The 24,219-nt window shown below is 69.4% G+C and carries 23 protein-coding genes and 1 tRNA gene; 9 read left to right on the forward strand and 15 right to left on the reverse strand.

Translation table 11 applies throughout. From position 1 onward, the window contains the following. The first annotated feature begins 46 nt into the window (after positions 1 to 46). Entirely contained in the window at positions 47 to 949 is a 903-nt protein-coding gene (locus tag O7546_RS07175) for a hypothetical protein (RefSeq protein ID WP_281600623.1), read from the forward strand. On the opposite strand, the gene O7546_RS07180 is transcribed toward O7546_RS07175, so the two are convergent. After that, entirely contained in the window at positions 915 to 1,433 is a 519-nt protein-coding gene (locus tag O7546_RS07180) for a potassium channel family protein (protein WP_194802600.1), read from the reverse strand. The genes O7546_RS07175 and O7546_RS07180 overlap by 35 nt on opposite strands. Before the next feature lie 112 nt (positions 1,434 to 1,545). Beyond that, the gene (locus tag O7546_RS07185) at positions 1,546 to 1,719 is read right to left on the reverse strand and encodes a DUF4236 domain-containing protein (RefSeq protein ID WP_064498970.1); all 174 of its coding nucleotides are present in this window, start codon (positions 1,717 to 1,719) and stop codon (positions 1,546 to 1,548) included. A 394-nt stretch (positions 1,720 to 2,113) separates the two neighbouring features. On the opposite strand from O7546_RS07185, the gene O7546_RS07190 reads away from it, so the two are divergent. Next, positions 2,114 to 2,677 carry a flavin reductase family protein gene (locus tag O7546_RS07190; RefSeq protein WP_281600624.1) on the forward strand — a complete coding sequence of 188 codons (564 nt, stop codon included), beginning with the start codon at positions 2,114 to 2,116 and terminating at the stop codon, positions 2,675 to 2,677. Continuing rightward, positions 2,674 to 3,285, forward strand: a complete 612-nt coding sequence (locus O7546_RS07195) for a malonic semialdehyde reductase (protein WP_269696405.1) — start codon at positions 2,674 to 2,676, stop codon at positions 3,283 to 3,285. The genes O7546_RS07190 and O7546_RS07195 overlap by 4 nt, the downstream gene beginning before the upstream one ends. Position 3,286: 1 nt before the next feature. Here O7546_RS07195 and O7546_RS07200 read toward each other — a convergent pair whose 3' ends face one another. Next, positions 3,287 to 3,742, reverse strand: a complete 456-nt coding sequence (locus O7546_RS07200; RefSeq protein ID WP_104114498.1) for an Rrf2 family transcriptional regulator — start codon at positions 3,740 to 3,742, stop codon at positions 3,287 to 3,289. A gap of 7 nt (positions 3,743 to 3,749) precedes the next feature. Further along, positions 3,750 to 4,667 (reverse strand): AraC family transcriptional regulator, encoded by a 918-nt coding sequence (locus tag O7546_RS07205; RefSeq protein WP_281601145.1) that lies wholly within the window; start codon positions 4,665 to 4,667, stop codon positions 3,750 to 3,752. Between the two features lie 187 nt (positions 4,668 to 4,854). On the opposite strand from O7546_RS07205, the gene O7546_RS07210 reads away from it, so the two are divergent. Then, entirely contained in the window at positions 4,855 to 5,631 is a 777-nt protein-coding gene (locus tag O7546_RS07210; RefSeq protein ID WP_091427952.1) for a glucose 1-dehydrogenase, read from the forward strand. Positions 5,632 to 5,705: 74 nt separating this feature from the next. Here the strand turns inward: O7546_RS07210 and O7546_RS07215 are convergent, their stop codons facing one another. Then, positions 5,706 to 6,137 (reverse strand): SsgA family sporulation/cell division regulator, encoded by a 432-nt coding sequence (locus O7546_RS07215; RefSeq protein ID WP_007457244.1) that lies wholly within the window; start codon positions 6,135 to 6,137, stop codon positions 5,706 to 5,708. Positions 6,138 to 6,410: 273 nt separating this feature from the next. On the opposite strand from O7546_RS07215, the gene O7546_RS07220 reads away from it, so the two are divergent. Next, positions 6,411 to 6,950 carry a TIGR02611 family protein gene (locus tag O7546_RS07220; RefSeq protein ID WP_194802604.1) on the forward strand — a complete coding sequence of 180 codons (540 nt, stop codon included), beginning with the start codon at positions 6,411 to 6,413 and terminating at the stop codon, positions 6,948 to 6,950. Positions 6,951 to 7,000: 50 nt separating this feature from the next. After that, positions 7,001 to 7,075 (forward strand) — tRNA-Val (locus O7546_RS07225). 316 nt (positions 7,076 to 7,391) lie between these two features. On the opposite strand, the gene O7546_RS07230 is transcribed toward O7546_RS07225, so the two are convergent. Beyond that, a complete protein-coding gene (locus O7546_RS07230; RefSeq protein WP_051611175.1) occupies positions 7,392 to 8,132 on the reverse strand; it encodes a 5-formyltetrahydrofolate cyclo-ligase in 741 nt (246 codons plus the stop codon). Between O7546_RS07230 and O7546_RS07235 the strand changes: the two genes are divergently transcribed. Next, a complete protein-coding gene (locus O7546_RS07235; RefSeq protein ID WP_043325511.1) occupies positions 8,122 to 8,406 on the forward strand; it encodes a hypothetical protein in 285 nt (94 codons plus the stop codon). The genes O7546_RS07230 and O7546_RS07235 overlap by 11 nt on opposite strands. Positions 8,407 to 8,442: 36 nt before the next feature. Here the strand turns inward: O7546_RS07235 and O7546_RS07240 are convergent, their stop codons facing one another. From O7546_RS07240 to O7546_RS07275, 8 genes are all read right to left on the reverse strand, one after another. Further along, a complete protein-coding gene (locus O7546_RS07240; RefSeq protein WP_281600625.1) occupies positions 8,443 to 9,279 on the reverse strand; it encodes an IS5 family transposase in 837 nt (278 codons plus the stop codon). A gap of 721 nt (positions 9,280 to 10,000) precedes the next feature. Next, complete coding sequence (locus O7546_RS07245; RefSeq protein WP_140946607.1) at positions 10,001 to 10,543, reverse strand: hypothetical protein; 543 nt, start codon at positions 10,541 to 10,543, stop codon at positions 10,001 to 10,003. A 274-nt stretch (positions 10,544 to 10,817) separates the two neighbouring features. Next, the gene (locus O7546_RS07250) at positions 10,818 to 11,255 is read right to left on the reverse strand and encodes a DUF2220 family protein (protein ID WP_281600626.1); all 438 of its coding nucleotides are present in this window, start codon (positions 11,253 to 11,255) and stop codon (positions 10,818 to 10,820) included. Next, positions 11,252 to 11,950: a hypothetical protein gene (locus O7546_RS07255; protein WP_281600627.1), complete on the reverse strand. Its 699-nt coding sequence runs from the start codon at positions 11,948 to 11,950 to the stop codon at positions 11,252 to 11,254. Before O7546_RS07255 ends, O7546_RS07250 begins: the two co-directional genes overlap by 4 nt. Beyond that, entirely contained in the window at positions 11,950 to 16,329 is a 4,380-nt protein-coding gene (locus O7546_RS07260; RefSeq protein ID WP_281600628.1) for a hypothetical protein, read from the reverse strand. The genes O7546_RS07255 and O7546_RS07260 overlap by 1 nt, the downstream gene beginning before the upstream one ends. A 3-nt stretch (positions 16,330 to 16,332) precedes the next feature. After that, positions 16,333 to 17,115, reverse strand: coding sequence for a hypothetical protein (locus O7546_RS07265; RefSeq protein ID WP_219996754.1), 783 nt, complete (start codon positions 17,113 to 17,115; stop codon positions 16,333 to 16,335). Further along, positions 17,112 to 18,284: a hypothetical protein gene (locus tag O7546_RS07270; protein ID WP_281600629.1), complete on the reverse strand. Its 1,173-nt coding sequence runs from the start codon at positions 18,282 to 18,284 to the stop codon at positions 17,112 to 17,114. Before O7546_RS07270 ends, O7546_RS07265 begins: the two co-directional genes overlap by 4 nt. Continuing rightward, complete coding sequence (locus O7546_RS07275) at positions 18,277 to 18,585, reverse strand: hypothetical protein (protein ID WP_281600630.1); 309 nt, start codon at positions 18,583 to 18,585, stop codon at positions 18,277 to 18,279. Before O7546_RS07275 ends, O7546_RS07270 begins: the two co-directional genes overlap by 8 nt. Positions 18,586 to 19,084: 499 nt before the next feature. Here O7546_RS07275 and O7546_RS07280 point away from each other — a divergent pair, with 499 nt between their 5' ends. Together O7546_RS07280 and O7546_RS07285 are read left to right on the forward strand one after the other, a co-directional pair. Further along, complete coding sequence (locus O7546_RS07280; RefSeq protein ID WP_281600631.1) at positions 19,085 to 21,676, forward strand: hypothetical protein; 2,592 nt, start codon at positions 19,085 to 19,087, stop codon at positions 21,674 to 21,676. Positions 21,677 to 21,841: 165 nt separating this feature from the next. Beyond that, positions 21,842 to 23,638: a hypothetical protein gene (locus O7546_RS07285; protein ID WP_281600632.1), complete on the forward strand. Its 1,797-nt coding sequence runs from the start codon at positions 21,842 to 21,844 to the stop codon at positions 23,636 to 23,638. A 110-nt stretch (positions 23,639 to 23,748) separates the two neighbouring features. Here O7546_RS07285 and O7546_RS07290 read toward each other — a convergent pair whose 3' ends face one another. Then, positions 23,749 to 24,006: a hypothetical protein gene (locus O7546_RS07290; protein ID WP_269696410.1), complete on the reverse strand. Its 258-nt coding sequence runs from the start codon at positions 24,004 to 24,006 to the stop codon at positions 23,749 to 23,751. Positions 24,007 to 24,219: the final 213 nt, after the last annotated feature.

Raw genomic sequence — 24,219 nt, forward strand, 5'->3', positions numbered from 1 at the left:
GGGGTTCGCGGCCGGGCCCGCCGCGCCGTGCGGTAGAAACGGCACCATGCCGACCGACGCCGTCCTGCGCGAGCTGCTCGTCCGCCAGCTCGACCACTGGCTCCCCGCCGCGCTGCACCGGGCGCGGCGGGCCACGCTCGCGCTCGCGTACGCCGGGGGAGACGCCACCGGCGCGGAGGATGCGCTGCGGGTGGTGGCCGAGTTCGCCGACCGGCTGCGCGGACGGCGGCTGACCGTGCTGGTGGTCGCCGACGACGGCACCGACCTGCCGGTACGCCTCGGCGCCGCCGAGGCCACCCTGCCCGCCGACGTCGCCGTGCACCTGGTGCCCGGCGGCCCGGACCGGCTGCCGGTGGCGCTCAAGGCCGCCGGTGCGGCCGGCGCGCCGCTGCTCGTCGTGGCCGACGGCGCCGACCCGGACCCGGCCCTGCTCGCCGCCGCCGCGTCCGGGCGCCCGGCCGAGCTGCTGCTCGTCACCACGCCCGGACGGTCGCTGCGGCCGGCGCTCACCGGTGCCGGGTTCCCGCTCGTCACCGAGGTCGAGCTGGTGCCCGACGGGGACGGCCCGGCGCGGCTGCTCGGCTACGGCACCGGCTCCGACCGCGGGCTGGAGGCGGTCAAGGACGCGCTCTGGGCGGTCGACGAGTACGCCGGCGTGCGCTACCGCGACCCGGCCGATCCGCAGGGCCGCCTGCTCGACATCTCGCTCGATCCCGAGCCCGGCCCGCTGCGCCGGGAACTGCTGGCCGAGCTGGCCCGCTCCGGCCCGCAGACGGTCACCGATCTGCGCCGCTTCGCCACCACGGCGACTGTCTACCGGGCCGCCGACGCCAACCGGGCGCTCGCCTCGCTGCTCGCCTCGGGCGCGGTGACCCGCGACCCGGAGCACGGCCGGCTCGGCGGGGACGTGTCGATCAGCGTCGTCCCGAGCGCTGGGTCATCTGCTTGACCACTATCGACGCCCCGGTGGCGACCACGCCGATGCTGAACACCATCTGCGCGCACACCGCCACCCGGGCGATCTGACCCTGGGCGTGCACGTCGCCGTAGCCGACAGTGGTGAGCGTCGCGAGCGCGAAGTAGAGCGCGTCGACCCGGGTGCGCAGGCCGACGAACTCGCCGGGCCGGGTGTTCGCCACCACGTAGTCGCCGAGCGCGAAGACCAGCAGCCCGGCGATCAGCGCGACCGCGAGCCGGGTCAGCGCCCGGTCCTCGTCCCGGCCGGTCGGCTGGTCCTTGACGAGCTGGCGGCGGACCTGGCCGGTGACCAGGAACGCGATCACTGCCACCAGGACCAGCGTGCCGGCCGAGCGCAGGACCAGCCGCAGGCCGTTCGGGTCGGCCTCGACCGGCACCAGGAAGTAGCCGACGAGCATGAGCAGGCAGGCCGCCACGGCCCGCCGTCGTATCCGCCGCAGCAACAGGTCCGCCATGTGGCGATTCTCCGGCCACCGCAACGCCGTGACGGGCGGAACCGCGATCCCGGCCGCAGACGACGAGCGGGGTGCCGGCGAATCGCCGGCACCCCGCTCGTCGCCTGGAAGGTCAGGCCTTGTCCTGCTTCCACGACAGCGGCCCCGGAAGGTCCACGCGGTGGGCGCGGGTGTTCGAGTTCCAGGACCAGCGGCCGATCTTGATGCTCCACGACGAGAAGCCGTTCTGGGTGAAGTGGAGGATCAGCGGCCCGTACTTCTTACGCTTGCGGAACTGGACGCCCATCGGGGGTGCCTCCTTCGTCTCCCTGCCTCTGCAGTCGTCTGCATGCCTTCGCGGCATCGAACATGCCCGGATCGACGATTCGCGAAACCCTGCCCGATCCGCTCTGGACGGTGGGACCGGCGCCCGGCAGAATCTCTATCCAACGGGTAGGTGTTAAGGAGTAGTAAATGCTGGTGGATACGCGCTGTAACAAAGCCAGCGATGAAAGTCTCACTGACTGGAAGGGCGTTGACCGGCGCCGTGAGTGGTCGGCAGCATGAGTGCCGGGTCGCCCCGCATCGCCTCCCTCATCCGGGGGTACCGAGAGAGAACACAGCGCCGCCGCTGCTACCCCTGGACTGGAGGCTCTCGTGGACCACGTGCATGCACCGTCACGTCGTGAGCTGGTGGCGTCGTGACCACCGTGGACCGGCCCGGTGCCACCACCGTCGAGCTGCGCCCGGTCGACGTCGACTCGTTCCGCGGCCTGCTGCGCCGCCAGGCGTCCACCGTCACCGTGGTCACCACCCCCGGCCTGCGCGGCAACCGGATGCGGCCGGACCTGCCGCCGGCCGGTTTCACCGCCACCTCGTTCACGTCGGTGTCGCTCGACCCGCCGCTGGTCTCGGTCTGCCTGGGCCACGCGTCGTCGAGCTGGCCCACAGTCGAGCAGGCCGAGCACGTCGCCGTGCACCTGCTCGCCTCCGGCCAGCAGGAGATCGCCCAGATCTTCGCCATCAGCGGCATCGACAGGTTCAGCGCCCACCCGGGCTGGACCACCGGGCCGTTCGGCGTGCCACTGATCGGCGACGCGCTCGCCGTGCTGCTGTGCCGGGTGGTCCGCCGAATCGAGGCGGGCGACCACACCATCCTGCTCGGCGAACCGCTCGCGCTCGGCGCGGGCGAGGACGGCGATCCGCTGCTGCACCACCGGGGCACCTACACCACCACGCTCGGCGACTGGCCCGAGGCGTGGTGACCACCGCCGCCGAGGAGCTGATCGCGCTCGACCGGGCCGCCCAGGACCTGCTGTTCCGGGCGGCCCGCACCGCAAACGCGTTCACCGACGAGCCGGTCGCCGACGAGCACGTCCGCGCCGTCCACGACCTGATCCGGTACGGCCCGACCGCGATGAACGCCCAGCCGCTGCGGGTGCTGCTGCTGCGCTCCGCGGCGGCCCGGGCGCGGCTGCTGCCGTACGTCAGCGCCGGCAACCGGGACAAGACGGCCTCCGCGCCGCTGACCGCTGTGCTCGCCGCCGACGTGGACTGGCACGACCGGCTGCCCGAGCTGTTCCCGCACCGCCCCGGCGCCCGCGACTGGTTCACCGGCGACCCGGCCGGCCGGGAGGCGCAGGCCCGGTTCAACGCCGCGCTCCAGATCGGCTACCTGCTGGTCGGTGTCCGCGCCGCCGGGCTGGCCGCCGGACCGATGGCCGGGTTCGACGCCGCAGGCGTGGAACGGGAGTTCTTCCCCGGCGGGCGGCACCGGGTGCTGCTGCTGATGAACATCGGCCGCCCGGCGCCGGACGCCTGGCGGGAACGGCTGCCGCGCCTGCCCTACGAGGAGGTGGTCGACACGCTGTGAGTCAGCGCGGCTCCCACGCGTCCGGCTGGGCGGTCAGCTTGCGTACGTGGGCCGGCAGCCGGCCGCTGACCAGCTCGTCCAGGCTCACCTCGTCGACCACGCGGCGCACCGAGGCGCGGACCGCCACCCAAAGCCGGGGCAGGTTCTCCGCCGCCCCCTCGTACTGCGTCTCCTCGGGGCGCAGCCCGCGTACCCCGGCGAGCGGACCGTCGACGGCGCGCAACACGTGCCCGATGGTGATCTCGCGCGGCGGCCGGGCCAGCGTGTAGCCGCCCTCGGCGCCGCGCTGTGCCCGGACGACCCCGGCCCGGCGCAGGTCGGCCAGGACCGCCTCGAGGAACTTGCGCGGCATGTCCTGCTCCGCCGCGATGGCTTGGGTGGACAGCAGGGTCGGGTACGCGGTGGCCAGGCTCAGGGCTGCCCGGACCGCGTAGTCGCCGCGCGCGGAGATCTGCACAGTGCCATCATGCCTGGCCGCCGGGTACGGGGGAGTCGGCGGGCGGCCGGGGTCGCACCAGACGGACGGGCAACGGGCGTTCCCGCTCGGCCCGGAAGGTCCCCGGGCTCACCCCGACCTCCCGGGTGAAGAAGCGGCCGAAGTTCGTCGGCTCGGGAAAACCCAGCTCCCGGCCGATCGCGGCGATCGACTCGTCGGTGGCGGCGAGCAGCCGGCACGCCTGCAACGCCACCCGCTCGTCGATCACCTGTTTGGCGCTGCGGCCGGTCACCGCCAGGCAGGCCCGGGTCAGGGTACGCACCGAACAGCCGAGCTGGGCGGCGTAGTCCTCCACCCGGCGGGTGTGCCGGTAGCCGCGTTCCACCTCGCGGCACAGCCGCCGGAACGTCTCCGTCTCGGCCCGGGGCGTCGCGCCGTCGCGCGGGTGCGGCAGCAGGCTCAGCCGCAGCAGCAGGACGGCGAGCTGGTGGCGCAGCAGCGCCGCGGCGGCCGGCACCAGCGCGTGCCGGTCCGCGTCCACGGCGAGCTGGCTCACCTCGCTGATCACCGCGTCCTCGTCCTCGCCGGCGAGCTGGCGGTGGGCGGGCACCGCGTCCGGGTCGACGTCGAGGCCGCGCAGCGCGTCCGGCCGCCAGCTCACCACAGTCGCGTCGAGCTGGGCGCCGACGAACCGCAGCGCCTGGCCGGGACGGGCGCGCAGCAGCGTGCCCGGACGGCAGGGGACCGGCCGGAAGTCCAGCTCGGCGGTGCCGTGGCCGTGGGTGACCAGGATCAGCAGATCGCGGTCGAGCAGGACCGGGCGGGGCCAGCCGGGCTCGGCGGCGAGGTCGCCGAGCACACCGGTGACGATCTCGTCGGTGCCGGGGCGGAGCTCCGGCAGGCCGGTGCGGGTGGCCGGGGAGGGCTGACCGGTAGTGACCATCATCCCGACGGTAACCGGCAAGCCCGCACGTTGCATCTCGACGGTTTCACCCGCCCGGGCCGCTCTTGTCGGCAGCCGAGCCGGACGGTTAGGTTACCGATCGGTAAGACCCGGGCCGGCGTGCGTTGCGCACCCGGCCACGCGGCCCCGGCCGACCGGCCCGCGGCCGGGCGACGGCGATGGGATGGGCATGACGGATCTGTTCTCGGTCGACGGCAAGACGGTCCTGGTGACCGGCGGCTCACGCGGCATCGGGCTGATGATCGCGCGGGGCTTCGTCCGGGCCGGCGCGAAGGTGATCATCTCCTCGCGCAAGGCCGACGTGTGCGAGTCGGTCGCCAAGGAACTGTCCGCCGAGGGCCACTGCGAGGCGATCCCGGCCGACCTGGGCAGCGACGCGGGCGCGCTGGCGCTCGCCGAGGCCGTGCGGGAGCGCCATGACCGGCTGCACGTGCTGGTCAACAACGCGGGCGCCACCTGGGGCGCGCCGCTGGAGGAGTACCCGGAGGGCGCCTTCGACAAGCTCTGGGCGGTGAACGTCAAGGCCGTCTTCCGGCTGACCACCGCGCTGCTGCCGCAACTGCGCGCCGCGGCGGGCGCCGACGACCCGGCCCGCGTGATCAACATCGGGTCGATCGACGGCATCCGGGTGCCGTGGATGGAGGTGTACGCCTACTCGGCCACCAAGGCGGCCGTGCACATGCTCACCCGTGGCCTCGCCCACCAGCTCGCCGGCGAGCAGATCACCGTCAACGCGATCGCGCCCGGACCGTTCGAGAGCAAGATGATGGCGTTCGCGCTGGACGACCCCGAGTCGCGCGCCGCCATCGAGCAACAGGTGCCGCTGGGCCGCATCGGACGGCCCGAGGACATGGCGGGCACGGCGATCTACCTCGCGTCGCGCGCCGGCGCGTACCTGACCGGAGCGGTCATCCCGGTCGACGGCGGGATCACCACGCGCGGCTGAGGCGTACCCCCGGTTGCAGACGGCCCGGGGCCGCGCGGACTCGGCAGATCCGCGCGGCCCCGGGTGTCGCCGTGTCAGCGACCGGCGAGCAGCCGGTTCACCGCGGTGTCGACGTCCAGGTGCTCGGCCTCACGGCCACGGGGGACGACGACGTAGGTCCGGCGCAGGAAGCGCACCAGCACGCTGCGCGGAACCTCGAACAGGGCGTTGCCGTCCGGGGACGACAGCGCCAGCGCGACGAAGTCGCCGCGCGGGGTGGCCCACGGCCAGACCCGCACATCACCGATGCCGGCCGGTTCGTCGAGCCCGGTGACCAGCAGTTCGCGTGCGAACGACCAGCTCACCGCCTCGCCGCCGGCGGACTCGGCATGGAACAGGACATGGACCGCATACGGGTCAGCAGGGTCGTAACGCAGACTGGCACGCACCGGCAAGGCGGTGGCGTCAGGCGCGACGAGCCTTAGCGACGTCTCGACCTCTACGGTCGTCGGTCGGATGACACTCATGGACGTTCTCCCCCCGGCACCGCTGCGGAACGCGCGTGTCCCGCTTTTCCCATACTCAGGTGCTGCTCCTGGCTACGCTCCGCCATACGCTGACTTCACCCAGTGGTGGGAAGGGGTTCCGAAAGCCCCCGGGACCGCCTGGCCCCGCGTAGAATTTCCGGTTCCGCCCACTCCGTCGTTCCGCCCGGCAACGGGTGGTTCAGTCGTCGACTTACTCCGGTAACGTCCAGTCGTGAGCAGGGGTGACGGTCCCGCGCGACACTGGGGGTGGAAATGGTCACGAGGGGCTCCTCGGTGACGTCGCGGGCCACGGCCGAATCGCCGAAAGGTGCGGCCCGAGCAGCCAAAAGTCGGGGGTACGAGGTGCCGGTGGAAGGGCGGTCGCAAGGCGCTCTCATGGAGCAGCGCCGGCGGCGACGGGGCTGGCGCGGGCGCCTGCACACCACGCTCGACCTGATCCGCGCCAACCCCACCGGCCGCGTCGCCCTGAAGATCTTCATCGGCATCCTCGGCGCCATCGTCGTCACAGTCGGCATCGCGCTGATCCCGCTACCAGGGCCCGGCTGGCTGCTGGTCATCGCCGGCCTCGGCGTCTGGGCGGTCGAGTTCCACTGGGCGCGACGGCTGCTCGCGTTCACCCGCCGGCACGTCAACTCCTGGACGCGCTGGGTGAAGATGCGGTCGCTGGGTGTGCGGTTCGTGCTCGGCGCGGTCGGGCTCGCGTTCGTGTCCGTGGTGGTGTGGCTGTCGCTCAAGTACAGCTTCGGCATCGACGTGGTGGCGGAGGCGCTGCACTACCTCGCGACGCACTGAGGCCCGGTTTTTGGTCCGGGCGGGTGATCGGGTAGAGTCATGCGCGCTGAGGGCGATTAGCTCAGCGGGAGAGCGCTTCGTTCACACCGAAGAGGTCACTGGTTCGATCCCAGTATCGCCCACCATGAATATAGGCAGGTAGGAAGCCCGTCACCGGGATCACCGGTAACGGGCTTCTCCGCTGTTGCCCCTTAAGTTGGGAGCAGATTGGGAGCACGGCGCTCCCGCCCTTGGTTGGCCTGGCATTCCCAAGGCCCTGGGCGGACGTTCATCGGCGTGCTGCGGCTCGGACCGTCGGTTGGCAAAGTCCACTTGCGACCGGCCTGATCGCATCTCCCGCCGCCCGCAGCAACTTGAGTTCCACCAGCAGGCCTGCTCGACCTATGGGTTCGACGGCCGAGCCAGCATTCATGCCCAGGAACGCTCGCTCCGGCGGCCTTGCTAGGGGTTGTGCCGGGTATCTTGCCCCCTTGTGCCGCCCAGAATTGGGATGCTGTCTAGCTGATCTTGACGGAGGTCTTTGGCGATGATGCCTGCCGGTCGATCTCGGTCCGCCGTGCAGGTAAGCACCTCGGTGGGGGTGATCGCAAGATCGACGTTGAAGTCGTGGCTTGCGTGGGGGAGTTCCTCGTCGAGGAGTTGGATCTGGTGGATGGTGGTGGCGATGGCGGTGCCCTTGGACACGAGTCCAGCCTCGGTGAGGAGCGCGATCTCTAGGTCGGAGTAGCCGGCGCCCTTGCCGACTCGTACGCCGTTTCGCCGGCTGACGGCGACGCTGCCGCAGACGATCAGGTCCACCGGGCGCATGTCGTCGGGGCCGATTGTAGGGGCGACGTCCGGTGCGCCGGTGCTGGTGACGGCAGCCTCGAACGGAGCGGTCAGAACGGTCGGGTCGAGCAGGTAGAAGGGCTTCGGCGTGGCGAGTCGCGGGACCGCCACGTAGAGCAGCTTGCCCTCTTGAAGAGCGCGTACTCGTACGGGCAGTTGGGCCCGGTCGGGATTGCACTTGATGACCCGTGCCTGCTTCCAGACATCCAGCTCGGCGAGTCGGGCAGCGGCGTCTTCTTTGCCGGTGAAGTCAGGGATGTGACCGTGAACGCCGATGGGTGCGGCGCCTTCGCGTTCAAGGAGATCCCAGACCCGTCGCCGAACGGACTGCTTGGCATCGCCAATGCTGGTCACGCTGCTCCTCCTACCGGGTCATGAGGGTGAACAGTCGGTCGTTGACGTCCTCGACCGAGGGCAGGTCGCGCCAGGGACGCAGTTGACGGGCTGCGGCGAAGGCGAGGTTGAGACCACCGCCGGCGCGGGTCCGCTCGATGACCTCGATGGTCTGGCGCAGGTGGGACGTGGCTGCATCGACGTCACGATGAAGGATGCTGGCAAGGGCAAGATTGCCGAGGACAACGGCGGTCGACTTGCGGCGTGCGGCGATGAGTTGCCGAGCCTCCTCTAAGAGGGCATCTGATCTCGGTTGGCGAGGTTGGTCCGATTAGGTGGTTTCGTTTCGCCAGGTTGGGGTGGATTCCCCGGTGAGGTAACGGCTCATTGTGTTAGCCATCGCCCAGTGGATCATCGCTCGGGTCCGTTGAGGGAGGGTCTCGTAGTCGCGGACGAGTCGTCGATGCTGCATCAGCCAGCCGAAGGTCCGTTCGACGACCCACCGTCGTGGCTGGACGTGGAAGCCTTTCCCTTCCGGGCGGGGCACCACCTCAACGTCGACGCCCAGCCGGGCGCCGTGCGCCCGCACCGCGGTGTTGTAGCCGCCGTCAACCCACGCCTTGACCACGCTCGGATGGTCGGTCGAAACCGTGTCGAGCAGGCGCCGGCCGCCAGCGGAGTCCTGCACCGACGCGGCAGTGACCATCACCGCCAGAAGCAGACCAAGGGTGTCGGTGGCGATATGCCGCTTGCGTCCCTTGATCTTCTTCGCGGCGTCAATGCCCTGGCTGGACTCGCTGACATTGCAGGAGGTCTTCACGCTCTGCGAGTCCAGAACCACCGCCGACGGGCTCCCACGACGTCCTCGCGCGACCCGGACACGTTCCCGCAGCAGGTCGTGGATCCGCTGGGTGGTCCCGTCCGCCTCCCACTTGGCGTAATAGTCGTACACCGTCTTCGCCGGCGGGAAGTCATGCGGCAGGTACTCCCACGCGATCCCCGTCCTCGCCACATACAGGATCGCGTTGACGATCTCCCGCAGGTCATGCACCGGCCGGCTGATCCCCAAACCCACCCGCGCCGCCCGCCACGCGGTCAGGACCGGCTCGATCAACGCCCACCGCTCATCCGACAAGTCCGACCGATACCCACGCCGATTCGCACCCACTCCGCGATCAACGACCCGCAGCGGCCGATGCCACGGCCGAATGTGAATCAACCGCTACACGGATCAGATGCCCTCTAAGCCTGACCACAACCAGAGCCATCGGAATCGAGGAAACCTGACCCCAGCGGCATCGGCCGCATCAACGCGATTGGCCGGCCGGCGATCATCGCGGGTGGCGGCCCAGACTGGGATTTCGAATGGGCACACTTACCGGCAAAGGGCTTGCGCCGGTGCCCGCACGCCGGGACGTCACCGTGACTGGACACGGACGGCGACCACGACACCCAGGAGCGGGAGGACCGCGTCGGTGTAGGTCAGCGCTCTGGTACGTGGGCGTGGTTGTGATCAGCGGCCCGGTAGGCGGTGGTCGGATCGGGCGGTGCGGGCGCTGCCGTCACCATGCCTACGAACGACGGCGTCACCACTATGGTCCTGGGCCATTACCTCCGCGACGGGGCCGGTCCAGCCTGCGACCTGACCGGCGCCGAGCCGATCCGCCCGGCACAGCCTGTTCGTCCCGACCGACGTGATCACGATGAAGCTCTATGCCGCCGCCCAGCACGACGGCTGCGACTTCGACCCCGACGATTTCGCCACCAGATCCCGCTACGCGACGCCGACCGGTCCCAGGCCGGCCGGCGCTCCTCCGCCGCCGGTGGCTACCCCCTCCTTGGCTATCACCTGGCCCACCACGAGAAGGCTGCCGCTGCGGCACCGCTAGTTACCGATGCTCGCGGACTTTTTCGACCGACCAGCCGATGAACTGTGCGATTTCCTCGTCGGAGGTGCTCAGCTGCGCGACCCAGTCGTCGATTGCCTGCCCCAGCGTCGGCGGCATCCCCAAGGTGGTAACCGTCTGCAGCGGCTCTTCGTCGTCCAAGAAGTCTTCGTGGTACCACATGTCGTCGGGATCCAGCCGCTTCACCGTAGCGGCGTACCCGTCGTGCCCGTCGTCGCCCTCGGCGAGCAGCTCGTCGGTGAGCCAGTCCCTGATCTCCCAGCCGTCGCCAGAGGTTCGCCGCTCGAAGATGACACGGTGCCCCCGCCGGTTGAGATCCACGGCGAGGTCGTAGCGGGCCTCATCAACGCGCACCCGCTCCTGCAAGATGCGGACTATGTGCTCCTTGACCACGTCGGTGCTGCTGCGGTCACCGCGCCAGGTAGATGAGCCTCCCACCGCAGCGGCGACCCGGGTGTAGTTCTCCCCGGTCTTCGCCATCTCGGCGCGGATGGCCCGGGTACGTGCACGATTGCGCTTGCCCATGATGTTCCTCCGACGAAGGCCCACGCCCCTTCCAAGAAAGGGTCTGCCGGACATTCACGCTGCGTCGGCGACGGCTTGTCCTCGATCGCGGCCTGCGGCGTGGGCGCCGGCAGCTCGGAGACGGGCGGGCGTGACCGCCGCCCAGAGTCTACGGGTCTCGGCGCGACGCGGAGCACGACATACGGCGACCGCACGTCAGCCGGAACAGCGGCCGTCTCCTGTCTCAGTCGGCGTTGATGGACGCAGTCGAGCCGTACTGTCCAAAGAAGGGGTGTCAGGCCCAGGCGGCGATGCGGACGTCGGCGTGCCAACTCGCGTCTGTGCGCAGGTGCCGGAAGCCAACCCACTCCTGGGCCAAGCGCTCGCCGCGGGTGAGCAGGGCGGCGACCTGGCCCATATTCTCGCCGAGCCAGCCGGCCAGCCGGGCGGCGTCCGCCGGTGCCGCGGCCTTCTCCTTCGCCGCGATGGGCAGCCCGAGCTGCAGTAGGGCGCGGTAGAGGTGCATCGCGGGCCGCACCTGCGGTAGCCCGTTGTGCACGGCGGTCGCCGAGGCTGAGAGCGGGATCCGCAGCCCGCTCAGGTCCAGGTCGCCAAAGTACCGGATCTCGGCGACGGCGTGGCGGGCTCTAATCGTGTTCACCGACGCCGTGAACGTGTTGCCCAGGCCCCAAGCGACGTAGCCCAGGTCGTGCCGCTCCGGCAGGCTGTTCACCACCGACCACCACGTCGTCGCGTTCTCGATGACCAGCAGTATCCGCCGGCGCCGACCCGCTGGTAATATCCGTCGCCGATCGCCTCGGTGAAGCGCTCCGCCAGCAGCGGCGGGTGCACCATGAACGCCCCGATGAGCCGCAGCAGCTCGTCGCGGTCAGAGAAGAGCGGTCCCGAACGGAGGGTGTCGAGCACCTTTTCCGGCATCGGGAAGTCCGCCGCCGACCCGTGCCGGCCGAAGATCTCCAATGATCGTTCGCGGATGGGCACCGGCGAGCGGTCCGGATTGGTCATCAGCCACCGGTTGACCGCTGTGTAGGCCGCCCGCTGCTTCGGGGTTGCCACCGGCCAGTGGGTGGCTAGCCCGCGCACCTCCGGATGCCACGGCGGCATGGGTGCCGGCCGCGCCGTAGCGCTGCGGGTCGGCAGCAGCCAGATCGCCGCAGGCAATGCCACCTTCTCGCGGTCGTCGGCGCGTAGGAGCCGGATCCGGCCTGAGTCTTCCAGCTCTAGCAGCAACCGCCGCAGCACCGCACGCTCGTACTCGTCGTCGGCGTTAGCCGCGGGGATGCGGTGGTAGGCCTCCCAGACGCGGCCGATCGGGACCCGCCTCCGGGCGGTCCGCTTCCAACCGCCGCGCTCCGCCGCCGCGCAGAGCTCGTCTAGCAGGTCACTGGCAGGACGGGAGGCGGCCATCAGTGCTCGGCGCGTACGAAGGTCCGGATCGCGGTGAGCTCGCCGCCGGCGTCCTCGGGACCCAGCTCGTCCAGCCGCTTGCGAAAGACGTGATCGACCGCCAGGTATTTGCGCCCGGCCCTCAGGTCGGAGTCGTTACGCAGCCGGATGATTAGCGGGAAGGCGCTCAGCGCGTTGGCGTCGAAGAGTCCGGTCGTGTAGATCAGCTGCACGCCCAGCGTCGCGGCGACCGACCGCTGCAGCTCGAGCAGGTAACCGGCCGAGGCTCGCCCGATCGGGTTGTCGAGGAACAGCACTCCGGAGTGCCGGTTTCCGATCCGGCCACGGTTGTTGGCCCGCAGCGCCGCCATCGTGCAGTACAGGATGATGGCGGCGGTCAACTGCTGCCCGCCGGAGAAGACGTCTTTGATCTCCGAGACCCGCTGCCGCTCAGGCCGCAGCGCCGAGTCCGGCTTCAGGACGTCGACGCGGAAGCCGCGCGGCACCGCCCGCCGGACACAGCGCAGCAGCAGGGTCATCCCATCGACGCCGCCGCCGTCGACTACCTCGTCGACAACCTCACCGATCGCCTCGAGCAGGGCCGCCTCCTCGAGTGGTTGGTACGCGACGCGCAGGAACTCCTGGCCCGACCAGCCGTCCAGGCCCTCTGGCAGCCGGGAAAGCCGCTGCGCGTTGCGCAGGGTACGGAAGGCGGCGCCAACCATGCCGTGCAGCCGCACATTGATCATGTCCCGGTGCCGGTCGATGCTGGTGAGCTCGTCAGTCAGCGACCGAAGCCGCGGCCGGAGCGCGGTGATCCACTCATCGGCGTGCCCTGCCAGGCTCGCACTGTCGAGCGCGGACATCTGCTGGCGGATGGTCGACTGGAGGAGCCGGAACCGGGAGTCCACGGCGTGCCGCCGCAGCGCCTCCGTGGTGCGGGTCAGTCGGGCGCGCTCGGTCGCGGCGCTGTCGTTCGCCGCGTTCAGGGCGGTGCGGAGGCTCCGCTTGCGCGCCCGCGCCGTGTCGAGGTCGTCGGAGAAGGCTGATGCGCTCTCGCCGGCGCTGACGTCGAGATCCTCGGCGAGGTCGGCGAAGCCGCGGGCGATTCCCCTGGCAGCCTCTAGCTCGGCGCCCGCCTTCTCGGCGACCTCACCAAGCTCAGCGTGGCGTCGGTCGGCCCGCGCCGCCGCACGTTCGGCCGCGTTGAGCAGGGCGGCAGCGTTGTCCTCGTCGGCCGGGGCGATGAAATCGGCGGGGAGAGCCCGTTGCTCGGTGAGTTCGCTGAGTCGCGCGTTGATCGCCGCCGTCGCGGCAACGGCGGTCCTCAGGTTCTCGCTGGCCCGGACGACCCGGTCGGTGCTCCGCCGCCGGGCGGCGCTCCGGCTGCCGAAGTCGGCGCCCTCGGGCGTGTCCAGCAGTTCCAGGGCCCGCTGCCGCACGGCCGGGGTCAGCTCCTCGAACCGGGACCGTGCCCGGGCCTGCTCGCGTTCCGCCTGGTCGAGGCGGACCCGCAACTCGGCGCCGACCTCCCCCCGCGTGTACGCGTCCGACGCGGCAATGAAGCGCGCCCGGAGCACCTCGACGGGCTCGGCGGGCACGGGCGCGTCCGGCGAGACGTCCCCGCCGCCGGGCACTTGGGCGAGCTCCCGGCGGGCCCTGACGGCGACGTCGCTTAGGCCGTCGGCGTGGCGCTGATGACCCGTGGCCTCCTCGCGTCGAGTTTGAGCCAGCTCCCGCGCCGCCGTGGCCAGCCGGGCGTGCGTTGCCGCGTCGGCGAGCGCCTGCCGACGTGACTCGTCCAGCGTCCGGCGCTCGGCCTCGTGCCGGGCGAGCGCCTGCAGGTCGCGGTCGCGTTGCTCGGCGGCGAGCAGTTCGGCGCGCAGACCGGGAAGCGAATCGCGCACCGCGGTCCGCCGGTCGGTCACGTCCCGGGTCGCTTCGGCCGCGAGGATGTGCGCGCTCTCTGCCTGTTCCAGGCCGGCCGTGAGGTCGGCGCAGTGCTCCTCCATCTCGGTCAACCGCCCCGGCGGGAAGTCTCGTCGCCAGTCGCGCAGGTCGCGGATCAGCTCCTGGTCCACGACGAGCGACCGGGCGATCGTCGCGAGCTGCTCGCGGCGCTCCTCGTCGCGTCGCTCGACGGCGGCTCGGGCAGCCTCGGCGGCCTCCTGGTCGTACAGCGCCGGGTTCAGCGGCACGAATGCCTCTGCACCCGCCGGTTCCGCCTGGTGCAACGCCTCGGTCGTGCCGATCCCGACGAAGAACACCGGGTAGATTTCGCGCGACGCGAGGACGGCGCCGGCGTCGGCGAGTTGGGCTGGATCGTTGAGCACGACGCCTGACACCAGCTGCGGGGCACCGCGCAGCAGCTCGCGGCGCCGCTCGAGGTTGTCGATCTGGGTCAAGTGGTCCCAGCCGCTCCACGCCACAATCCCTGCGTCGTTCAGCGCCTCGCACGCGGCGGTCACTTCGGCCGGCGGCGGCAGTAGGCCGTCGGCCTCGAGCGCGGTCCGGATGCGCTCGTCGGCGGTGGCCTCGGCCTGGAGCCGGGCCCGGGCGCTCTCCGCTTGGGCGACGGCGGCGGCCAGCCGCTCGGCGAGCGGTTCGGCGTCCGTGGCGAGCCGCACCTCCTCGCTGTCGATCAGCTCGGCGAGCCGCGGGCGGCCGGCCAGCTCGGCGGCGCGGGCGGCCGCCGCCTCGTATGCCTCCATGGCGCGGAGGCGTGCCTCGTTGGCCTGAACCACCGCGGTCGCCGCGTCGTTCTCGACGCGCACCGCCGCGACCCGTTCCTCGTCGAACTCGGCGGCCTTCTCTTCGGCTGCGGTCAACCGGCGTCCCACTTCGGTGGCCGCCTCCGTGGCGAGCGCCGCCGCCGCGGACGGCCCGGCCGGCAGCAGCCCGCTCGCCGCGGCGTCGGAGAGCATCATGTCGATCTCGCCGATGCGCTTCGCAGCGACGGCCGCCCCGGCATCGAGCCTCGCCGCCTCTTGCGTCTCGCGCACCAGCGCGTCCTCGGCGGCGGCGGCCCCGGCGGTGCAGTCCGTTGCCAGCCTCCCGGCCTCTTTAGCGGCGTCCGCGGCCTTGTTGGCGACTTGGAGGAGCCCGCGGGCCAGTTGTGCGGCTGCGGCCTTTTTTGCGTCCAGGATCGGGCGGGCGGACTCCTCGGCGTCCTCGACCAGGGCCGCCGTCTCGGCGGCGGCCGCGTCCGCCGCCCGTAGCTCGGCGGCCTTCTCAGTCTCCCGCCAGGACTCCGCGAGCGCGTCGGCGTCCTCGTGGTCCTGCTTGGCGACCGCCTCGGTGGCCCGTGCCGTGCTCAGCTGCAGGACCAGCGCTAGGCGCTTCAGCTCTTTGACCGCGGCCTGCCGGTGCTCCGCGTCGGTGCGGGCCGCGGCCAATGCCTCGGCGGTCTCGCGCGCATACTGTTCCCGGACGGCGAGCAACTCCTGCTCCGCCCGGCTGCGGGCGGCCACGCTCTGGGCGAACCGGTCGATCGCTGCCTGCGCGCCGACTGCGGTCACCTCGGTGGCGCGCGCCGCCTTGTGCGCATCGGCAAGCGGCACCAGCCGGTCCAGCGCGCCCGCGACGAACTCGCACTCCAGCAGGAGGCCGTCGCGCTGCGCCAGGTCGCGGCTGTGCTGCGCTACGAGGTCGGCGATCTCGCCGGGGTCCTCCTCGGCGACCACGGCCCGCAGTAGAAACTCGACGAACGCCTCGTCTGTGGCGAAGGTGAACGTCCCGGCGGCCTCGCCTTCGTCCGCGTTCATCTCGCGCTGGTAGCGGAACAGCTCGGGGTCGAGGCCGAGCTGGTCGAGCTGCCGGGTCCATTCGCCGGGCTGGCGGCTGGCGAAGAACTCCAGGCGCGGATCCGAGGCGAACTTCTCGGCCAGCCGCTGCCGGAATGCGACGCGGCTGACCAGGCGCCGGTCGGCCGCGAACGGCAGCGTGTCTAGCCGCACCGCTTCGGTCGGCCTCAAGCAGTACCAGAAGGTGGCGAGGTTCTCGGGATCGCCCGACACGGTGTTGTTGCGCCACTCTGACACCTTGCCGGTCAGTAGCAGCCGGCCTGTCTCGGCGTGCATCCACTCGAGGACCACGTGCGCGACGTCGCCGGCGAGGACGAAGTTTTCCAGCACCCGGGTGCTGGTTGTGCCGACGATTTGGCGCCGCTTGGGCAGCATGACCGAGAAGATCAGCTTGAGCAGGACGGACTTGCCGCCGCCGTTCTCGAGGAACAGCACGCTCGCGGGCGACGGGCGGCGGTGCGGCTGGTGCGGCTCCAGCAGGGTGTCGGCCTGGAACCGCACCGGGCGGCCGATGTCGCTGAAGTCCAGGGTGACATCTTGGTAACGGGCCGGCTCCGGGCCGACCGAGTAGAGGCGTACCCGGGACAGCTCGTACATCGGTCAGCCCTCGCCTTCCGCGCCGCCGGACATCGCGCGCAGCGATCCGCCGGGTTTAAAGACCGGGACGACGCCGATTCTTAGCAGCTCGTCCATGGTGCGCTCCACGGCCAGTTCCCGGACCTGGATCAGGAAGCGGCGGGTGGTGCGGTACAGGCCGTCGATGTCACCCGGAACTGGCACGAGCAGCCCTTGGTCGGCGAGATAGCGCAGCGCTCGGGCGACCATGCCCCGGGTGCTGTCCGGGGCGACCCGGCCGTCCTTGGTGGACTGACTTTCTGGCCGACGGGCATACGCGCGCCATACCCGTTCGAGCCGGGGCGCGTCGGCCTCTGGGTCGGTCCCGTTCGCGCGTTCGCGCAGGACACGAGCGACCTCGCGGGCCATCGTGTCGACCTCGGCAACCGAGACACGGCCGGTGTACTGGTCGTTGGCAAGGTCGGCTGGGCGGGGGAAGGCCAAAGCCGCGGCGGCGAGGAAAATGACGCCGTGCAGCACCTTCTCGACGTCGCGGCGCTCGCCCGTCCGGGTCTGCCGGGCGTACTGGTCGAGCCGGAGTTCGAAGACCGAGCCGTGCAGCGCCGACAGCACGATGCCCGACTCGGCGTCGACGTCGAGCACCCGCAGGCCCAGCCCTTCGGCGACCGCGGTCACCAGGGCGGCGAACGCGTCGTCGTCCCGGTGCCGGGTTACCAGGCTCCGGTAGGCGGGCTCACGACCGGGCAGCGTTTTCGGGCGGAGGCCGAACGCGACCAGCGAGGCTGCGGCAGTGACGTCGTCAATCACCGTGATGCCTCATCGTCGAGCAGCGCGACCGTACTGAGTAGAAGGTCGTCGCCGTTGACACCGCCCACCCCGGCCGGCGGGAGCGGGCCGCCGGCCGGCAGAGCCAGCAGGACGTGCAGCTGTCCGCGCCGCATCGCCGAGCCGAGCTCGGGCGCGTAGGCGTGCGTTGCGAGCAGGCTGACCAGCGCGGGGAGGTCCTCGTCGAGCTCGGCGGCCTCTACGAGCAGCTCGGACAGCGGCCGCGTGTTTTCTTGCAGGTCGAGCAGGAGGCCCGCCATCTGCCAGTGCTCGTCGGAGAACCGGTCCGTGCTTGTCACCGGGACCAACTCCGGCTCGGGTAGTTCCCGGCCGAGGTCGCCCGGCTCGGGCGGCACCCGCAGCAGGAGGTCGACCAGCGAGCTCAGCGTCACGACGGGCGGCCGGGCGAGGCCCGCCGACGAGCGGAAGTACGACTCGAGGGGGTCGAGGGCGTCGGCGGCCGGGAGGTCCATGATCGGGCGCAGGAGCTGGCCGTGTAGGTCGGCGGCCTCCCGGCGCGGCGGATCGGCGAACAGCTGTCGGTCCTGCTCCGCGCGAAACAGCGCCCGGGCCCGTTGCAGCCGCATCAGCAGCTGGCTGTGCCGGCGCATGCAGTCCTCGACGATGGCGACCAGGTCGGCAGCCTGGCGCTTGTGCCGGGGGTCGGTCGCCTCGTCGCGGGCGTCGGCAATGTGTCGCAGGATCACGTTCTCGTTGGTGAACCGGTCTTGGACGTGGTCGAGCGCAGAGTCGAGCAGCGCGGGGGCGGCCTCGTCCCAGTCCACCGCCCGCACGTCGCGCCGGGTCGCCTCCAGCATGGTGCGCAGTGTCTCGCCGAGCTGGACGGTGCGGTAGCGGGCCTGCTCGGCGGCGAGCTTCGCGTCGGCCAGCCGGCCCCGCCTGATCAGGTTGTCGAGCTTCACCTCGGCGGCGACTTGGGCGGACTCAATGTCGGTGTCGAGCGCGCCGACGAGCACGTTGATCGCTTCGTCGGTGGCCCTCAGGTAGATCTCGCCGCCCGCGCCGGATAGCTCGACGAGGAGCTTGAAGTCGAACCGGCGACGGACGTAGACGCCCACGTCGTCCACCTCGCCATACACGCGCTGGAATCCCCTGTCGACGGTGCCGACGTTGATCAAGCTGTCAAGCACCCACCGGGCAACCCGGCCGTGTTCCTCGTTGGTACGGGCGGGACCCTTGCATCGCCACGAGCGGGACCGTGCGGGCGATGATCTGTTCGGCGTCAGCGCCCGCGTCGAAATCCATGGCGATGGTGACCTGGTCGATGACGTGCAATCCGATTTCGGCCATCTGGTAGATCGAGCCGTCGACCCACTCCAGGTGCGACTTGCGGGAATCGAGATCATTCAGCGGTGCCGTGCAGGCTAGCGCCTTCAGCCGGCGGATGAGCCCGTCGTCGGGGACGACGTCGCTGTCCCCGTATTCCCCCATGTGAACCCCCGCGCCCTCCCCGTGAAGATGAATGATAAGGCAACACTTGAGCGCGAGCTGTCCCCTTTCCTGCTCTTTTTCAGTGCGGCTTTCGTCTGTTCTCGACCGGTATTGATCAGAAACAACGGCATTCCGGCCAGCGCTCGCGACAGTGGTCCGGCCACCCGCAAAACCTTCGATGGGGGCTCGCCGCGAACGCTGATGCCTGCGCCGTACAGGGGCAGGGGTCGCCCCAACACTCGGGCGACCTCAGCGGCGAAGACGCTCCGGGCGGGTGGCAGCCCGATCTGGCCAAAGGTGCGCCTGGCGGAACCGTAACCGTGTCGACGAACGGCTGTTGGTCGTCTACCACCAGCGGCACGTTGCTGTCATCGCAGGCGGCTATATCCCCGTCCCCCGCCTCCCGGCCCGCTGACGGCCTCGTTGTCGGAACGAAGCGCTACGCTTCGACGGCCGTCCACGCCGGGTGGTCGAGATCTGAGTTGGCGGGTGTGGAGACATGGAAGAGAACGGGATCTTCACAACCACGGTCAAACGGTTGTGCCGCATCCGATCGGGCACGGTGGAGGACGAGCTGCCGTTCCCTCTCGACGGTGACGGCTTCCTCGATCCGCCCGCCGTTCAAAACGGGCCCGTAGTGGAGTTGGTGCCTGGGGCCCTGGTCGCAACGGAAACCGCGGCAAGAGCAGGGTCCCTCGTCTTGCTAGGTGAGCCCGGCGTGGGCAAAACGACTGAGTTTGCGGCTCTCGTGCGCAACTGGAATCAGCAGCCCACCGCTCTCTCGCCTTCTCCTATCGTCGAGGTGGATGCGGCTGACCTATCGGATGCAACGTTCGATGAGCTGCTAGGCCGTCATCTGCGCCGTCTTCCCGAGCGCCACCTGATGTCGGGTGGCGACACGCCCGTGGTCGGGCTGACCACCGGGGGCACCGCTGCCGACTTGATCGTCGTCATCGACCAGATCGACGAAAGTCCACTGGTTCGGCATCTTGCAGCCAGGCTACGGCTCGCGCTCAGAGGTCGTGACACGTCTCGTGCCCGCTTCATCTTCGGTTGCCGAACCGCCGACTACCCGCCAGACCTGACAAACGTTTTGACATCACACTTTGGCCCATGCGTCGTGGCCGACCTAGCGCCATTGACGAGGCAGGAAGCGGTTCGGCTGGCGGCTAGCGCTGATCAGATCGACGGTGAGTCGCTGGTGGCGTCGGCAGTCGCTGCCGGCGCGGGAGTCCTGGCAAACGTTCCGTTGACGCTCGGGCTCTTGATTCGCACTTACCGACGGACCGGTCATCTGAATGCCCGGCCGACGGAGCTGTTCGCGCTTGGAGTTACTCAACTGCTTAGCGAGCACGACGATGAGCGGCGCACCCAGGACGACGAGTCAACCCTGGATCAGCGGCTTGCTATCGCCGAACGGATCGCCGCGCGCTTGCTTCTGTCCAATCGGCGAACCATATGGCGCGGAGCGGTGCTGGAGTCCGGCGAACAGGACCTTAACGCTGAGTCCATCGCTGGGGGGCAGGAGAGCGTCGACAACGCAGCCTTTGTCGTCACGAAGAGGGCCGTTTCAGCAACGCTGGCGACTGCGCTCTTCACCGGCCGCGGCCGCAACAGGCTGGCCTTCCGTCACGGCTCCTTTGCCGGATTCCTCACCGCACGACATCTCATAGGCCGGGCCGTTCCGGTAATTCAATTGCAGCGGTTGTTCCTGGTTGCCGGCAGCGATGACAGCCGGAGCGTGCCGATTCAGCTACGCGAAGCGGCAGCCTGGCTAGTCACTCTCGACCCGAGCCATGCCCAGTGGCTGGCGGACGCGGATCCGGAAAGCCTGGTGGCGCACAGCTCGATTGTCGACTCACCGGAGGTCCGGTCGCTGGTCGTTGATGCGTTGCTACGCCGTGCCGGCGAGGTCGAGCTGGGGGATGTCCCATGGGCCCGCGCACCTCGCCGCCTTAAACATCCCGGACTCGGCGCTCAGCTACTTACAGTCCTGAACGAGGCAGGCGATCGCGAGCCCCAGGACTGGCCCTCACTTGCGCGGCTGCGGTTGGCGGTCCGTCTAGCCCGAGAGGCGGGGGTCCCGGAACTGGTCGGCCCGCTGCTCGACTTGGCGGCGAAGGACGGATGGAGTAGTCACCTACGTCTTCTGGCGGCTATGACAGCGTTTGAGACGAGTCCCACAGATGCCGCGCCGCAACTGGCGCAGGTTGCCAGCAGCCTCGTGGACGCCAGCTACGCCTCACGGGTCGATCCAGACGACGAGCTACGGGGGGCACTGCTAGACATGCTGTGGCCCGCTTACATCTCTGTTGAGGACGTGCTCCAACACCTTCGACCTCGGCGAAACCGCAACCTCGTCGGCTCCTACCTGGGCTTTGAGATGCGCTTCGCATCAGAGCTGTCGGAAGAGGACCTGCCTGCCGTACTCGAGTGGGCTATCGGGCAGCTCCACAACGGTCGCAGCCCCTCCGAACTGCGATCCTCGACGGCGGATGTACAAGGAAGCGACGAAGAGCCTCCTGACGAACGTCCGGTCGGCCGGTTGGACATTGAACTCATTGACGGGATCGTAGAGCGGGCATTATCCGGTGACGGTGCCTTAAGCCGAGCGCGCGAGGTTGCTCTGATCTTGCGACCGCGACTTGAGCGGTTCGACCATCCACCGTTACCCACAGCGGTAGATGCTGAGGACGAGGATGGCCGAGAGCCACCACGCTTCCGCGACCTCCGTCATGCCCTCGCGCACTCGTTGGTCGAGTTAGCGGCGACCACCGATACGTTCGATCGCGCCAAGATCTGGGCGATTGCTGACGGCTGGGGCACGAGAGACCGCTCCTGGCGCGTCCGAAAACCCGTTCTTCCTGACGGGCTGCGTCGAGCCAACCGTGGCTACCTTCTAACGGGTGCCGACTTTCCATGGGCATACGAGCGGGCGTCCGAGGCACTAGGTGTCGGCAACAGAATTCTTGCGGAAGCGCTTGCACAGGTGGCTGGCTACCTCTTCGACCTATCCGATGCCGCATCGGGCGAACTTGCCTACTCGAACCCCGGACCATCCAGTCTGGCCACACGTCAAATGGTGGTTTGAGCCCGTCCCGCTTGACTGCTTGCCGATGCCGCAGCCGGCAATGTCGACGCCTTTTGGCGCCTGGCCTGGCAGCTTCAGGCCGATCCCAACAGTGGCGAGGGGACACTCCGTCTCGATGACGACATCCTAGACTTCCCCGGTCTAGCCGCACTCGATGGGAGCGGGGTGGACGTGCTGATCGAAGCAGCGGTCCATTTCATCGCCAACGAGCACGACCACTCGGACGAATGGCTCGGCACCAACCGATACGACAAGCGTGGATGGGCCGGGTATCTGGCGCTGGCACTCCTCGAAAGGAAAGACCGCCTTTCGGAAGTGCCGAACGCAGCCTGGTCGTCCTGGGCAGGGGCGCTGATTTGGTTCCACACCGTGCCCAGCAACGCCGGTGATAGGGAAATCAAGTTGAGACTCCTGTCGCGAGCCGTCGAGAACTCGGCGTCACAGCTCGCAGCGGCGGTCGACGCTTATGTGCGTGGGGAACTGATGCAGGGACATCTGGCATCTGAGACGGAACTTGTAGACCCGGCATGGCACGTTGAACTGGCCGACACGTTTGCGGCACTACTCACCGAACTTGCTGACGCTATCACCCGAACGAGAGGAGACGACGGACCAAGCGACGCCGCGGGTCAGCAAGCCCCTCACCCGGCACCCGACGAGCCGCCCAACGGCCGGAAGGCGGACCAGGCCGCGCTTTCGCTTACGACGGACGAGAGTCGAACGCATGCCCTGCAACGGTGGGAGGAGATGCTCGTCGCTCTCTTACAAGCACAGGACCAGCGAGCAGTCGACACCGCACACCATGCGCTGGAGGCAGATGTCTCAAGCGGATGGCAACGGCAGCTCGCGGCGCGAGCAGCCAGAGCGCTGCTCACCGTGGATTCTCACCAGTACCTCGCCACCGTGCTATCGGCCGTAGGCAAAGATGCTGCCCTAGGTCGGGACGTAGCTCTGTGCCTCGGCGCCAGCTACAGCGACTTTCTCGCTGACCTAGAGGAAGAACAACTGGCGGAGCTTTATCGGTGGCTTTCGGGACTATTTCCGCCCGAAGATGACGTCCCCATCGAAGGAGTACACTTCGTTGGCCCCGAGGAACAAACTCGGGAGTGGCGGGATCGCGTCCTTCAGAGCATCAGCAGCCGCGGCAGCGAGCAAGCCTTGCGCGCGCTCACAAAGCTTCGCGACGAGTGCCCCAGCCGCGTCATCATAACCTCTCATATTCTTCGGGCTCGGACCAACCTATTCGCTTCGGCCTGGTCCCCACCGACCCCCGTCGAACTGGCAGCGTTGTTTGAGGACGCCAACCGGCGACTTGTTCGGTCCGAACGCGAATTGGCCGATCTGCTTGTGGAGGTCCTCGAAGCCATCGGCAACGATCTGCCGACGCACGGAGAATTGTTGTGGGACCGCTTACCCGCACGCGTTCTGCCCAAGTCATACCAACTGAAGGAAGCCTGGCTCCCGAAACCCGAACCTGCACTCTCGGCGTACATCTCACACGAACTCACCAAGAGGCTCGAGCGGCGCGGATTAGCTGTCAACCGCGAAGTCCTAGTCCGCCCAACTGACGCCTACGGTGCTGGAGACCGCACTGACATCCAGATCGAGGCGACAATGCGCGACGATCCGGTGAAAGGACCAACGCCGGACCGCATCGTTGTCGTCATCGAGGTGAAGGGACCTTGGAATAGAGAGTTGCTGAGCGCTCAGCAGCAGCAACTAGCCCAGCGCTACCTTCCGGAAGCCGGCACACGAACTGGCATCTATCTCGTGGGCTGGTATCCGCTCGAACAATGGACCTACAAGGGTGACTACCGCAGGAGGCGCGTCGCGCAACTCAGCGAGCATGCCCTTCTCGCGAGCCTCGAAACGCAGGCGGCCAGCATCACCCGATTGGACGCGCTCACCGTACCATTCCTGCTGACAATACCTAGACCTCACCGCAATAGTGACGGCACCTGACTCGATTTCCATTAGTTGATTCGTACCGCAGGGCGCCGCCGCCTGCCCGTCCTGCTGGTTGATCGGTGGGTTGCGGCGCCGGTGTGTATTGGCAAGTGGGATGAGGCCGGTCAGGCACTGCGCGCGTAGCCGGCGAAGCGGTCTTCGGCTTCGTCGAGGATCAGCGGCACGTCGTACACCGACAGATCCGGCCTGGGCCGCGCGTACCGCACCCGGTGGCGCCACCGGTGGTGCTCGTACGCCGTGTCCACCTGAATCTCAGCCACCACGGTCGCCTCGACCTGCGCGTAGTTCAGCCGCTCAGGCCGCTCGAACTGGCCCGACCAGGCAGCCGGGTAACGGATCGGGCCAGGGGTGGATGACAACACGGCGCTCGGTCGGACGTGGCGGGGAAAGCAGTCTCGCCAGCTGCTGGCGCTGCGGCGTGGCCAGCGGATGCGTGCGGCCGGTGTGCCGGCAGCCGGCCGCGCCGGTCGAATCGGCCGAGGAGAAGCTTCTCGGGGTTGCGGATGCTGCTAGGCGAGAGAACTGGTCGAGGTGACCCTGTCACTATGTTGATTACCACGATGCTGGTCGTTCCG

It is taken from the genome of Micromonospora sp. WMMA1976, from assembly GCF_027497335.1.
Classification (GTDB): Bacteria; Actinomycetota; Actinomycetes; order Mycobacteriales; family Micromonosporaceae; genus Micromonospora; species Micromonospora aurantiaca.